This is a genomic window from Kitasatospora sp. GP82, assembly GCF_029892105.1.
Lineage (GTDB): Bacteria > Actinomycetota > Actinomycetes > Streptomycetales > Streptomycetaceae > Kitasatospora.
In genome coordinates this window covers 239,963-251,783 of sequence record NZ_JARZAJ010000004.1, presented here as the reverse complement: position 1 = coordinate 251,783, position 11,821 = coordinate 239,963, and the positions used below count along the sequence as shown (strand labels likewise).

Genomic DNA, 11,821 nt, shown 5'->3' with positions numbered 1-11,821 from the left:
ATCTTCACCGAGAGGTACACTGTGCGCACTATGCGCATCCTCGTTACCGGCGGTGCCGGGTTCATCGGTTCGGAGTTCGTCCGATCGCAGCTCGGCGCGGACGACGAGGCCAGGATCACGGTCCTGGACAAGCTCACCTACTCGGGGGTCGAGGCCAATCTCGCCCCCGTGGTTCACCATCCCGGGTACGCCTTCGTCCGGGGCGACATCTGCGACCCCGAGGTGGTCGACGGCGTGATGCCGGGCCACGACGTGGTGGTGCACTTCGCCGCCGAGTCCCATGTGGACCGCTCGATCGAGGGTGCGGGCCCGTTCGTGCGGACCAATGTGATGGGCACTCAAGTCCTGCTGGACGCCGCCCGGAAGCACGGCGTGGCGCGCTTCGTGCACGTCTCCACAGACGAGGTCTACGGCTCGATCGCGGAGGGCTCCTGGACGGAGGAGTGGCCGCTGGTCCCCAACTCCCCGTACTCCGCCTCGAAAGCGGGCTCCGACCTGCTGGCGCTGGCCTACCACCGCACCCACGGTATGGACGTGGTGGTCACCCGCTGCTCCAACAACTACGGGCACCACCAGTTCCCGGAGAAGGTCATCCCGCTCTTCACCACCAACCTGATCGACGGGAAGAAGGTGCCGCTGTACGGCGACGGCGCCAACGTCCGCGACTGGCTTCATGTTTCGGACCACTGCCGGGGCATCGACCTGGTGATGCGCGGCGGCCGCGCCGGGCAGGTCTACAACATCGGCGGCGGCACCGAGGTCACCAACAAGGAGCTGACCGGCATGCTGCTGGAGGCCGCCGGCTGCGGCTGGGAGATGGTCGAGCGGGTGCCCGACCGCAAGGGCCACGACCTGCGCTACTCGCTGGACATCGGCAGGATCCGCGCGGAGCTCGGGTACGAGCCACAGGTCTCCTTCGCCGACGGTCTGGCCGCCACCATCGCCTGGTACCGGGAGAACCGCGACTGGTGGGAGCCGCTCAAGCAGGGCCTCAGGCCCGGGATCCAGGCATGACGCACACGACGCGCTGGCTGGTCACCGGCGCGGGCGGGATGCTCGGACGGGACTTGCTGGACGTACTGGCCGGGGAACCGGTCACCGCCCTGGACCGGGCGGCCCTCGACATCACCGACGCCGAGGCCGTCCGAGCCGCCGTCGCCGGGCACGACGTGGTGGTCAACTGCGCGGCCTGGACGGATGTGGACGGCGCCGAGAGTGCCGAGGAGTCCGCAACCGCGGTGAACGGTACGGCGGTTGCCGATCTGGCGGTCGCCTGCGCCAGGAGCGGTGCGCGACTGCTGCAGGTGTCCACCGACTATGTGCTGCCCGGCGACGCCGAGCACCCGTACCCCGAGGACGCCGCCACCGGGCCGCTGAACGCGTACGGCCGCAGCAAGCTCGCCGGAGAGCGGGCGGTCGCCGAACTCCTGCCCGACGCCGGGTACATCGTCCGTACCGCCTGGCTCTACGGCGAGCACGGGCGGAACTTCGTCGCCACCATGCTCTCCCTCGCCGCCCGGCAGGAGAACGTCCAGGTCGTCGACGACCAGTACGGCCAGCCCACCTGGTCGTACGAACTGGCGCTGCGGCTGGCCGAGTTGGGCCGATCCGGGCAGGCGCCGCCAGGGGTCTACCACGCCACCGCCGCGGGGCGCGCCAGCTGGTACGAGCTGGCACGGGCGGCGTACGAGCTGAGCGGCCTCGACCCGGAGCGGGTGCGGCCGACGGACTCCTCGGCCTTCTCCCGCCCGGCCAGGCGGCCCGGCTTCAGTGTGCTGGGCCATGCCCGCTGGGCCGAGGCCGGACTGCCGCCGTTGCCCGAGTGGCGGGAGTCGCTGGCCAGGGCACTGGACCGGCCAGCCTTCCGCGCACTGGTGGCCAAGCACTGAGCCCGGGGATCTCCGTGAGCAACGGCGCAACCACCTGAGGCGCGCGTGGATCTCCGTGGGCAACCGTGCAACCACCTGAGGGGCGCGGGGGACTGCGCGGGCAACCGTGCACGTGGGTGGGGGCTGGTCGCGCAGTTCCCCGCGCCCCTGGGTGGTGCGTGGTTGGTGAGCTGCGCGAAGTCTGTACGTGGTTGGTGCGTGGCCGGTCTGTGTGGAATTCACTCGTTTGGCGCGTTACTCGGGATCTGTGGTGGGCGTTCCCTTCTCAGGGACCGCCCTGGCCACGGAAGGCGTCAACGGCTGTGCAACTCTCGACCCTCACCTCGATCACCGGCATCGTGGTGCTGGCCTACATCCTGGAACTGCTCCGCAGGCAGCAACTGCGTGAGAAGTACGCGGCCATCTGGCTCTGTATCGGCCTGGTGGTGGCCCCGCTGGGGTTCTTCCCCTCGCTGCTGGACTCCACCGCCCGCAGCGTCGGGGTGGCCTCCGGGGTCAGTCTGGTGCTCTTCGCCGGATTCGTCCTGGTGCTGCTGGTCAGTCTCCATCTCAGCTGGGAGGCAAGCCGGTTGGAGGCCAAGACCCGTACCCTGGCCGAGGACGTCGCGCTGATCCGCTCCCAACTCGCGGAAAGCGCAACCCCGTCCGGCGGGGGAGAGGTCCGATGACCCCCGACGGGCGAAGCGTCCTGATCATCCTTCCGGCGTGGAACGAGGCCGACGGCCTCTCCGCCGTGCTCGGCGAGATCAAGCAGCAACTTCCGTACGTGGACACTCTGGTGGTGGACGACGGCTCCTCGGACCGGACGGCCGAGGTGGCCGCCGCCGCGGGTTCGGCGGTGGCCCGGCTGTCGTTCAACCTCGGCGTCGGCGGTGCGATGCGGCTCGGCTACCGCTACGCCCGTGAGCACGGCTACGACGTGGCGGTCCAGGTGGACGCCGACGGTCAGCACGACCCGTCCTACGTCCCGGCCCTGCTGGCGCACCTCGGGGAGGCCGACCTGGTGATCGGCGCCCGCTTCTGCGGCGAGGGCGAGTACAAGGTGCGCGGCCCGAGGCGCTGGGCGATGCAGCTGCTCTCCGCGATCGTCTCCCGGATCGCCCGTACCCGGCTGAGCGACACCACCTCCGGATTCCGGGCCTGCAACCGACCGCTGATCGAGTTCTTCGCGCGCTGGTACCCCGTCGAGTACCTCGGTGACACGGTGGAGAGCCTGGTCGCTGCGGCCCGCTGCGGCTTCGCCGTCCGCCAGGTGCCGGTCGCGATGCGCGCCCGCACCACCGGGCGGCCGAGCGCCTCGCCCGTGAAGGCGATGATCTACCTGGTCAGAGCCGGTCTGGTCCTGCTGCTCGCGGTGATCCGGCGGATGCCGAAGGAGCTCAGGGAGCTTGCCCCCGGCTCACCCGCCTACGCCGCCTATCTGGAAGAGCTGCTGGCGAGGCGTCAGCTCGCGGCGGAGGGGTGAGCGGCCGGATGTCGCGTTTCGAGATCGCACTGCCGTACTACGGCGACGTCCCCCTGATGCAGGACGCCGTCCGCAGCGTGCTGGCCCAGGACGGCACGGACTGGCGGCTCACCGTGGTGGACGACGGCCGTGAGAGCGGTGTGCCCGAGTGGTTCGAGCAGCTCGCCGACCCCCGGGTCCGGTACTACCGCAATGAGCGCAACCTGGGCGTCACCGGCAACTTCAACCGCTGTGTCGAACTCGCCGAGTACGAGTACCTCGTCCTGATGGGCAGCGACGACCTGATGCACGCGGACTACCTGGACGTCGTCCGCAAGGCCGCCGAACGCGAGCCCAAGGCCGCGATGATCCAGCCCGGCGTCCGGGTGATCGGCAGCGACGGACGGCCGTACGAGACCCTCGCCGACCGCACCAAGCGAAGGCTGTACGCCCCCAGAGGCCCTGCGCGGGCGCTGCTCGGCGGCGAGGAGCTGGCCGTGAGCCTGCTGCGCGGCAACTGGCTGTACTTCCCGTCCATCTGCTGGCGCACCGAGGCCGTCCGGCGCTTCGGCTTCCGAGCCGACCTCGGGGTGATCCAGGATCTCGCCCTGGTGATCGACCTGCTGGTGGCGGGGGAGAGCCTGGCCACCACCCCCGAGGTCTGCTTCAGCTACCGACGGCACGCCGGGAGCGAGTCCTCGGCCAAGGCGTACTCCGGACACCGCTTCGGGGAGGCCAAGCGCTTCTTCCGGGAGACCGCCGACCGGCTCGCCGCCTTCGGCTGGCACCGCGCGGCCCGGGTCGCCCGGCTCCACCTGTCCTCCCGGCTGCACGCCCTCACCCTGCTGCCCGCAGCCGCCCGCCACGCCGGTGGGGCGGGCATCTCGGCGATGCTCGGCCACGCCACCCGATAGCGCCGACCGTGGACCCAACAGCCAAGCTGCGCAGGGCACTTCCACCCGGCACCCAGGCCGTTGCGATCGGTACGGCGATCCTCGGCGCCGCGTCCTACCTGCACCTGGCGATCGCCGGGCACAGCCTGCCCATCCGGGACATGGCGGGCGTCTCGGTGCTCTGGACGATTGTGACGTCTGTCGGCATCGGCCTGTTCTTCCCCGTGGAGCAGGAGCTCACCCGGATCGTCGCCGCCCGCGCCGTGCGCGGCGAGGGCGCGGGCCCCGTACTGCGCCGGGCCGCCCTGCTCACCGGTGGCATCCTGGCCGCCGTCCTCGGCGTGATGGGCGCCGCGGCCCGGCCAGTGGCCGGGCTGCTCTTCCACGGTGATCTCGGCCTGCTCGCCGCCCTCGGCACCGCCTTCACCGCGATGGCCTGCTGCTACCTGACCAGAGGCGTACTCGCCGGTCTGGGCCGCTTCGGCGCGTACGGCACCCAGCTCGGCCTCGACGGCGGCCTGAGGATCCTGCTGGCCCTCGGCTGCGCCGTACTAGGGCTGCACTCCGCGCTCGCCTTCAGCCTGATCCTGACGGCGGCCCCGCTGCTCGCGCTGCTCGCCACCCTCCCCGCGACCGTTCGTGCCGCCCGGGCCGGGCCGCCGATCGGCTGGTCCGAACTGGTGGGTGGACTGGGCCTGTTGGTGTGCTCCACGCTGCTGGCCCAGTGGATGGTCAGCGCCGCAGTGGTCAGTGTCCAGCTGCTCCAGCCGGCCGCCGTCGACCTGGTCACCGCCCTGCTCAGCGCCCTGGTGCTGGCCCGGGTGCCGATCTTCGTCTTCGGGTCCCTGCAGGCGTCCCTGCTCTCCGGCCTGGCCGCCTACGCCGCGCAGGGGCGGCACGCCGCCTTCGGCGCGCTGCTGCGCAAGGCCGCCCTGGTGGTCGGGCTGCTCTCACTGACCCTGGGCCTGCCCGCCGTGGTGCTGGGGCCGTGGCTGATCCGGCTGCTCTTCGCCGCCCCGCCCGTGCTGACCAGGTGGGGCTTTCTCTGGCTGGTGCTCGGCACGCTCTGCTATCTGCTGGCGATGGTGCTCGGCCAGGGCCTGATCGTGCTGCACCGCCACCGCACCCAGCTCGCCTGCTGGGCGCTGGGCGCCGCCGTCCTGACCGCCGTCACCCTGCTGCCGGGCGGGCTGGGCGCCAGGGTCTGCCTGGCGTACGCCGCCGGGACGGCGGTCACGGTCGCCGGGATGCTGGCCGGGCTGCGCCGCCGTCCGGGTGGGCCGGTCCCGGAGGGGGCTGCCGAACGGGCACTGGACGCGGCCGCGGTGGACGGTTCGGTTTGACAGTCCGTGCCACCTGGGTAGTGTGCCGGGTCCCGATTGGCGTTCGGGTCCTTTCCTGTGGCAGTATGTCCAAGTTGCTCGGTTGAGTGCCGATGCTGCGCGCCTCCCGCCGGGAGGACTGGAAGCGAGTCCCATGTACTCGTCGTTCCCGTGATGGCCGTTCATGTGTCCACGTGCTTTGTGTGGATCGCAGTGGTGTGTAAGCGACACCGCGGCAGCTGCGGGGCGAAAGTACGGGAATCTTCCGGGAAGCGTGGGCGGGGCCTCGACCCGGCGCCTGGTGGGTGCAAGACCTCCACCGATCGAGAGCAGAATCCGAGAGAGGAACATCTCTCCGGTTTTTTGCAAGCGACAGGGCGACACGCCCGACCGCGTGGGTCGGAAGAAGTAACCATCCAGGGGTGCCACCGGACCAGTCCACCCGGACGAATCCGGCCGTAGAGGCAACAGACGACACAAAGGACTACTGAGTAGCCATGGCGGGACAGAAGATCCGCATCCGGCTCAAGGCCTACGACCACGAGGTGATTGACTCCTCGGCGAAGAAGATCGTCGAGACCGTCATTCGCACTGGTGCGCAGGTCGCAGGCCCGGTGCCGCTGCCCACTGAGAAGAACGTGTACTGCGTCATCCGCTCGCCGCACAAGTACAAGGACTCGCGCGAGCACTTCGAGATGCGTACTCACAAGCGTCTGATCGACATCCTCGACCCCACGCCGAAGACGGTTGACTCGCTGATGCGTCTCGACCTGCCGGCCGGCGTCGACATCGAGATCAAGCTCTGAGAGGCGCACCGAAGATGGCTAAGCAGATTAAGGGCATCCTGGGCGAGAAGCTCGGCATGACCCAGGTCTGGGACGAGAACAACCGGGTTGTCCCGGTGACTGTCGTCAAGGCTGGGCCCAATGTCGTGACCCAGGTCCACACCGCCGACAGCGAGGCCGGCTACGACGCCGTCCAGCTCGGCTTCGGCGAGATCGACCCCCGCAAGGTGAACAAGCCCCTCGCGGGTCACTTCGCCAAGGCCGGTGTCACCCCGCGCCGCCACCTGGTCGAGATCCGTACCACGGATGCCTCCGAGTACACCCTCGGCCAGGAGATCACCGCTGAGCTGTTCGAGGCGGGTGTCAAGGTCGACGTGACCGGCACCTCCAAGGGCAAGGGCTTCGCCGGTGTCATGAAGCGTCACAACTTCAAGGGCCTCGGCGCCGGTCACGGCACCCAGCGCAAGCACCGTTCGCCCGGCTCGATCGGTGGCTGCGCCACCCCGGGTCGTGTGTTCAAGGGCATGCGTATGGCGGGTCGGATGGGCCACGAGCGTGTGACCACCCAGAACCTGACCGTGCACGCGGTCGACGCGGAGAAGGGTCTGCTGCTCATCAAGGGCGCGATCCCGGGTCCGAACGGCGGCCTCGTCCTCGTCCGCACTGCGGCGAAGGGGCTGTGAATAAATGAGCACCATTGACATCCTGTCGCCGAACGGCGACAAGGCCGGCAGCGTCGAGCTGCCCGCCGAGATCTTCGACGCCAAGGTCAGCATCCCGCTGATGCACCAGGTCGTCGTGGCGCAGCTCGCTGCGGCCCGTCAGGGCACTCACAAGGTCAAGAACCGTGGCGAGGTCCGTGGTGGCGGCAAGAAGCCGTACCGCCAGAAGGGCACCGGCCGCGCCCGTCAGGGCTCGACCCGCGCGCCGCAGTTCGCCGGCGGTGGCGTTGTGCACGGTCCCGTGCCGCGTGACTACTCGCAGCGGACCCCGAAGAAGATGATCGCCGCCGCTCTGCGCGGTGCGCTCACCGACCGGGCCCGTCACGAGCGCATTCACGTCATCACCGCCGTGACCGCGACCGAGGCGCCGTCGACCAAGGCCGCCAAGGGCCTGTTCGGCAAGATCACCGAGCGCAAGAACGTCCTTCTGGTCGTCGAGCGCGAGGACGAGCTGGGCCTCAAGTCCGCTCGCAACCTGCCGCACGTCCACATCCTGGACGCCGGTCAGCTGAACACCTACGACGTGCTCGTCTCCGACGATGTGGTCTTCACCCAGGCCGCCTTCGAGCGCTTCGTGACCGGTCCGGTCGCGTCCGCCAAGGCCGTTGCCGCTGAGGGCGAGCTCGAAGGGAGCGCCGCCTGATGAGCGACGTTACGAGCAAGACGTTCACGGACCCCCGTGACGTCCTGGTGAAGCCGGTCATCTCCGAGAAGAGCTACTCGCTCCTCGACGAGAACAAGTACACGTTCATCGTGTCGCCGGGCGCCAACAAGACCCAGATCAAGCAGGCCGTCGAGGCGGTCTTCTCGGTCAAGGTCGAGGCCGTCAACACGATCAACCGTCAGGGCAAGCGCAAGCGCTCCAAGACGGGCTTTGGCAAGCGCAAGGACACCAAGCGCGCCATCGTGACGCTGGCCGAGGGCAACCGCATCGACATCTTCGGTGGTCCGGTCTCCTCCTGACGGAGAGACGGATCGTCGATAAGGACGAGGACGAGAGAGCCAAATGGGCATCCGCAAGTACAAGCCGACTACGCCGGGCCGTCGTGGCTCCAGCGTGGCCGACTTCGTAGAGATCACGCGGTCCACGCCGGAGAAGTCGCTGGTTCGCCCCCTGCACAGCAAGGGCGGCCGTAACAACGCCGGTCGTATCACCGCTCGCCACCAGGGTGGCGGACACAAGCGCGCCTACCGCGTGATCGACTTCCGTCGTCACGACAAGGACGGCGTGCCGGCCAAGGTCGCTCACATCGAGTACGACCCCAACCGCACCGCGCGCATCGCGCTCCTGCACTACGCGGACGGCGAGAAGCGCTACATCATCGCCCCGCGCGGTGTTGCTCAGGGTGACCGGATCGAGAACGGCGCTGGCGCCGACATCAAGCCGGGCAACAACCTGCCGCTGCGCAACATCCCGGTCGGTACCACCATCCACGCGGTGGAGCTGCGCCCCGGTGGCGGTGCCAAGATGGCCCGCTCCGCCGGTTCGGGCATCCAGCTGCTCGCGCGTGAGGGCAAGATGGCGCACCTGCGCATGCCCTCCGGTGAGATCCGCCTGGTCGACGCGCGCTGCCGCGCCACCATCGGCGAGGTCGGCAACGCCGAGCAGTCGAACATCAACTGGGGCAAGGCCGGCCGTATGCGCTGGAAGGGCGTCCGCCCGACCGTGCGTGGTGTGGCCATGAACCCGATCGACCACCCGCACGGTGGTGGTGAGGGTAAGACCTCCGGTGGTCGCCACCCGGTCTCGCCGTGGGGTAAGCCCGAGGGCCGTACCCGTCGCCCGAACAAGGCGTCGGACAAGCTCATCGTGCGCCGCCGCAAGACCAACAAGAAGCGCTAGGAGCAGGTCAGATGCCGCGCAGTCTCAAGAAGGGCCCCTTCATCGACGGCCACCTTCTCAAGAAGGTGGACGTTCAGAACGAAGCCGGTACCCAGAACGTCATCAAGACCTGGTCCCGTCGTTCCGTGATCTCCCCGAGCATGCTCGGTCACACGATCGCGGTTCACGATGGCCGCAAGCACGTCCCGGTGTTCGTCACCGAGTCGATGGTCGGCCACAAGCTCGGCGAGTTCGCTCCGACCCGTACCTTCCGTGGCCACGTCAAGGAAGACCGCAAGTCGAAGCGTCGCTAAGCGCCTGAGCTTGACGCGCCAGAACGACTCAATGACTTACTCCATTAAGGGGACAACCATGGAAGCCAGGGCCCAGGCGCGGTACATCCGCGTCACGCCCATGAAGGCCCGCCGCGTGGTGGACCTCATCCGTGGCATGAGTGCCACGGAGGCCCAGGCCGTCCTGCGTTTCGCTCCGCAGGCAGCCACCGTGCCGGTCGGCAAGGTGCTCGACAGCGCCATCGCCAACGCCGCACACAACTACAACCACTCCAACGTGGACGACCTCGTCATCTCCGAGGCGTACGTTGACGAGGGCCCGACCCTGAAGCGGTTCCGTCCGCGTGCTCAGGGCCGTGCCTACCGGATCCGCAAGCGGACCAGCCACATCACCGTGGTCGTCAGCAGCAAGGAAGGGACCCGGTAATGGGCCAGAAGGTTAACCCGCACGGGTTCCGTCTCGGCATCAGCACGGACTTCAAGTCCCGCTGGTACGCCGACAAGCTGTACAAGGACTACGTCAAGGAAGACGTTGCCATTCGTCGCATGATGACGAAGGGCATGGAGCGGGCCGGTATCTCGAAGGTTGAGATCGAGCGCACCCGTGACCGCGTCCGCGTTGACATCCACACCGCTCGCCCCGGCATCGTCATCGGTCGCCGTGGCACCGAGGCCGACCGCATCCGCGGCGACCTCGAGAAGCTGACCGGCAAGCAGGTCCAGCTGAACATCCTCGAGGTCAAGAACCCCGAGCTGGACGCCCAGCTCGTGGCTCAGGGCGTCGCGGAGCAGCTGTCCTCCCGCGTGTCGTTCCGCCGTGCCATGCGCAAGTCGATGCAGGGCACCATGAAGTCCGGCGCCAAGGGCATCAAGGTCCAGTGCTCCGGTCGTCTCGGCGGCGCCGAGATGAGCCGTTCGGAGTTCTACCGCGAGGGCCGTGTGCCGCTGCACACCCTTCGTGCGAACGTCGACTACGGCTTCTTCGAGGCCAAGACGACCTTCGGCCGTATCGGCGTGAAGGTCTGGATCTACAAGGGCGACGTCAAGAACATCGCCGAGGTCCGCGCTGAGAACGCCGCTGCCCGCTCGGGCAACCGCCCGGCCCGCCCCGAGGGTGGTCGTCCCGCCCGCGGTGGCGAGCGCCGTGGTGGCGAGCGCGGTGGCCGTGGCCGTCGTCCCGCCGCTGCCGAGGCCCCTGCGGCCCCGGCCGCCGAGACTCCGGCTGCTGAGAACACCGGAACGGAGGCCTGACCCATGCTGATCCCTCGTAGGGTCAAGCACCGCAAGCAGCACCACCCCAAGCGCCGTGGCGCTGCCAAGGGTGGCACCGAGCTCGCGTTCGGCGAGTACGGCATCCAGGCCGTGACCCCGGCCTACGTGACGAACCGGCAGATCGAGTCCGCTCGTATCGCCGTCACCCGTCACATCAAGCGTGGCGGCAAGGTCTGGATCAACATCTACCCGGACCGTCCCCTCACCAAGAAGCCGGCCGAGACCCGCATGGGTTCCGGTAAGGGTTCGCCGGAGTGGTGGATTGCCAACGTTCACCCGGGACGGATCATGTTCGAGCTGTCCTACCCCAATGAGAAGGTTGCTCGTGAGGCGCTCACCCGCGCTGCTCACAAGCTCCCGATGAAGTGCCGGATTGTCCGGCGCGAGGCAGGTGAGAGCTGATGTCGGCCGGCACCAAGGCTGCTGAGCTGCGCGAGCTGGACAACGAGGCTCTCGTTGCCAAGCTCCGCGAGGCCAAGGAGGAGCTGTTCAACCTCCGCTTCCAGGCGGCGACCGGGCAGCTCGACAACCACGGACGGCTCAAGCTCGTCCGTCAGGACATCGCGCGGATCTACACCCTGATGCGCGAGCGCGAGCTGGGCATCGAGACGGTGGAGAACGCCTGATGACTGAGAACACCAACGAGACGCGCGGTTTCCGCAAGACCCGTGAGGGTCTCGTCGTCAGCGACAAGATGGACAAGACCGTCGTCGTCGCCGTCGAGGACCGCGTCAAGCACGCTCTGTACGGCAAGGTCATCCGCCGTACGAACAAGCTGAAGGCGCACGACGAGCAGAACGCGTGCGGCGTGGGCGACCGGGTCCTCCTGATGGAGACCCGCCCGCTGTCCGCGACGAAGCGCTGGCGCGTCGTCGAGATCCTCGAGAAGGCCAAGTAACGAAGTCGATGTGGTACGGCCGTATGTGCATCGGGTCCCCTGTGGACGCCGGTGTGAGCAGCGGCCGGCCCGTCAACTCTCGTTGACGATCAGGAGAAAGCTGTGATCCAGCAGGAGTCGCGACTGCGCGTCGCCGACAACACGGGTGCCAAGGAGATTCTCTGCATCCGCGTTCTCGGTGGCTCCGGTCGCCGCTACGCCGGCATCGGGGACGTCATCGTCGCGACCGTCAAGGACGCGATCCCCGGCGGTTCGGTGAAGAAGGGCGACGTCGTCAAGTGCGTCGTCGTTCGCACCGTCAAGGAGCGTCGTCGCCCGGATGGCTCGTACATCCGCTTCGACGAGAACGCCGCTGTCGTCCTCAAGAACACCGAGGGTGACCCCCGTGGCACCCGCATCTTCGGCCCGGTGGGCCGCGAGCTGCGCGACAAGAAGTTCATGAAGATCATCTCGCTGGCGCCGGAGGTGCTTTAACCCATGG

The 11,821-nt window shown here is 68.5% G+C and carries 18 protein-coding genes; all 18 read left to right on the top strand.

All coding sequences use genetic code 11. The features are described 5' to 3' along the window. Nucleotides 1-30: 30 nt before the first annotated feature. The 18 genes from rfbB to rplN all read left to right on the top strand — a co-directional run bounded on the left by rfbB (nucleotide 31) and on the right by rplN (nucleotide 11,814). Nucleotides 31-1,014, top strand: coding sequence for a dTDP-glucose 4,6-dehydratase (gene rfbB, locus P3T39_RS06100; RefSeq protein ID WP_280696299.1), 984 nt, complete (start codon nucleotides 31-33; stop codon nucleotides 1,012-1,014). Next, a complete protein-coding gene (gene rfbD, locus P3T39_RS06095; RefSeq protein ID WP_280696298.1) occupies nucleotides 1,011-1,889 on the top strand; it encodes a dTDP-4-dehydrorhamnose reductase in 879 nt (292 codons plus the stop codon). The genes rfbB and rfbD overlap by 4 nt, the downstream gene beginning before the upstream one ends. Before the next feature lie 302 nt (nucleotides 1,890-2,191). Continuing rightward, nucleotides 2,192-2,557: a DUF2304 domain-containing protein gene (locus P3T39_RS06090; protein ID WP_280696297.1), complete on the top strand. Its 366-nt coding sequence runs from the start codon at nucleotides 2,192-2,194 to the stop codon at nucleotides 2,555-2,557. Continuing rightward, nucleotides 2,554-3,354: a glycosyltransferase family 2 protein gene (locus P3T39_RS06085; protein WP_280696296.1), complete on the top strand. Its 801-nt coding sequence runs from the start codon at nucleotides 2,554-2,556 to the stop codon at nucleotides 3,352-3,354. The genes P3T39_RS06090 and P3T39_RS06085 overlap by 4 nt, the downstream gene beginning before the upstream one ends. Nucleotides 3,355-3,362: 8 nt before the next feature. Then, nucleotides 3,363-4,247: a glycosyltransferase family 2 protein gene (locus tag P3T39_RS06080; protein ID WP_280696295.1), complete on the top strand. Its 885-nt coding sequence runs from the start codon at nucleotides 3,363-3,365 to the stop codon at nucleotides 4,245-4,247. Between the two features lie 8 nt (nucleotides 4,248-4,255). Next, on the top strand, nucleotides 4,256-5,569 hold the full coding sequence (locus P3T39_RS06075) for a hypothetical protein (RefSeq protein WP_280696294.1): 1,314 nt from the start codon (nucleotides 4,256-4,258) through the stop codon (nucleotides 5,567-5,569). Between the two features lie 476 nt (nucleotides 5,570-6,045). Then, entirely contained in the window at nucleotides 6,046-6,354 is a 309-nt protein-coding gene (gene rpsJ / locus P3T39_RS06070; RefSeq protein WP_012785157.1) for a 30S ribosomal protein S10, read from the top strand. Between the two features lie 14 nt (nucleotides 6,355-6,368). Further along, nucleotides 6,369-7,016 carry a 50S ribosomal protein L3 gene (gene rplC / locus P3T39_RS06065; RefSeq protein ID WP_100889769.1) on the top strand — a complete coding sequence of 216 codons (648 nt, stop codon included), beginning with the start codon at nucleotides 6,369-6,371 and terminating at the stop codon, nucleotides 7,014-7,016. Nucleotides 7,017-7,020: 4 nt separating this feature from the next. Continuing rightward, nucleotides 7,021-7,698, top strand: a complete 678-nt coding sequence (rplD, locus tag P3T39_RS06060) for a 50S ribosomal protein L4 (protein WP_280696293.1) — start codon at nucleotides 7,021-7,023, stop codon at nucleotides 7,696-7,698. Further along, complete coding sequence (rplW, locus tag P3T39_RS06055; RefSeq protein ID WP_280696292.1) at nucleotides 7,698-8,018, top strand: 50S ribosomal protein L23; 321 nt, start codon at nucleotides 7,698-7,700, stop codon at nucleotides 8,016-8,018. The genes rplD and rplW overlap by 1 nt, the downstream gene beginning before the upstream one ends. 43 nt (nucleotides 8,019-8,061) lie before the next feature. Further along, on the top strand, nucleotides 8,062-8,898 hold the full coding sequence (gene rplB / locus P3T39_RS06050) for a 50S ribosomal protein L2 (RefSeq protein ID WP_280696291.1): 837 nt from the start codon (nucleotides 8,062-8,064) through the stop codon (nucleotides 8,896-8,898). 11 nt (nucleotides 8,899-8,909) lie between these two features. Continuing rightward, complete coding sequence (rpsS, locus tag P3T39_RS06045) at nucleotides 8,910-9,191, top strand: 30S ribosomal protein S19 (protein ID WP_280696290.1); 282 nt, start codon at nucleotides 8,910-8,912, stop codon at nucleotides 9,189-9,191. Between the two features lie 58 nt (nucleotides 9,192-9,249). Continuing rightward, entirely contained in the window at nucleotides 9,250-9,597 is a 348-nt protein-coding gene (gene rplV, locus P3T39_RS06040) for a 50S ribosomal protein L22 (RefSeq protein ID WP_280696289.1), read from the top strand. Further along, the gene (gene rpsC, locus P3T39_RS06035; RefSeq protein WP_280696288.1) at nucleotides 9,597-10,421 is read left to right on the top strand and encodes a 30S ribosomal protein S3; all 825 of its coding nucleotides are present in this window, start codon (nucleotides 9,597-9,599) and stop codon (nucleotides 10,419-10,421) included. Before rplV ends, rpsC begins: the two co-directional genes overlap by 1 nt. A 3-nt stretch (nucleotides 10,422-10,424) precedes the next feature. Beyond that, the gene (gene rplP / locus P3T39_RS06030) at nucleotides 10,425-10,844 is read left to right on the top strand and encodes a 50S ribosomal protein L16 (protein ID WP_057231329.1); all 420 of its coding nucleotides are present in this window, start codon (nucleotides 10,425-10,427) and stop codon (nucleotides 10,842-10,844) included. After that, complete coding sequence (rpmC, locus tag P3T39_RS06025) at nucleotides 10,844-11,068, top strand: 50S ribosomal protein L29 (protein ID WP_280696287.1); 225 nt, start codon at nucleotides 10,844-10,846, stop codon at nucleotides 11,066-11,068. The genes rplP and rpmC overlap by 1 nt, the downstream gene beginning before the upstream one ends. Further along, on the top strand, nucleotides 11,068-11,340 hold the full coding sequence (gene rpsQ / locus P3T39_RS06020; protein WP_014136278.1) for a 30S ribosomal protein S17: 273 nt from the start codon (nucleotides 11,068-11,070) through the stop codon (nucleotides 11,338-11,340). The genes rpmC and rpsQ overlap by 1 nt, the downstream gene beginning before the upstream one ends. A gap of 102 nt (nucleotides 11,341-11,442) precedes the next feature. After that, entirely contained in the window at nucleotides 11,443-11,814 is a 372-nt protein-coding gene (gene rplN, locus P3T39_RS06015; protein ID WP_030232481.1) for a 50S ribosomal protein L14, read from the top strand. The last annotated feature ends 7 nt before the right edge of the window (nucleotides 11,815-11,821 follow it).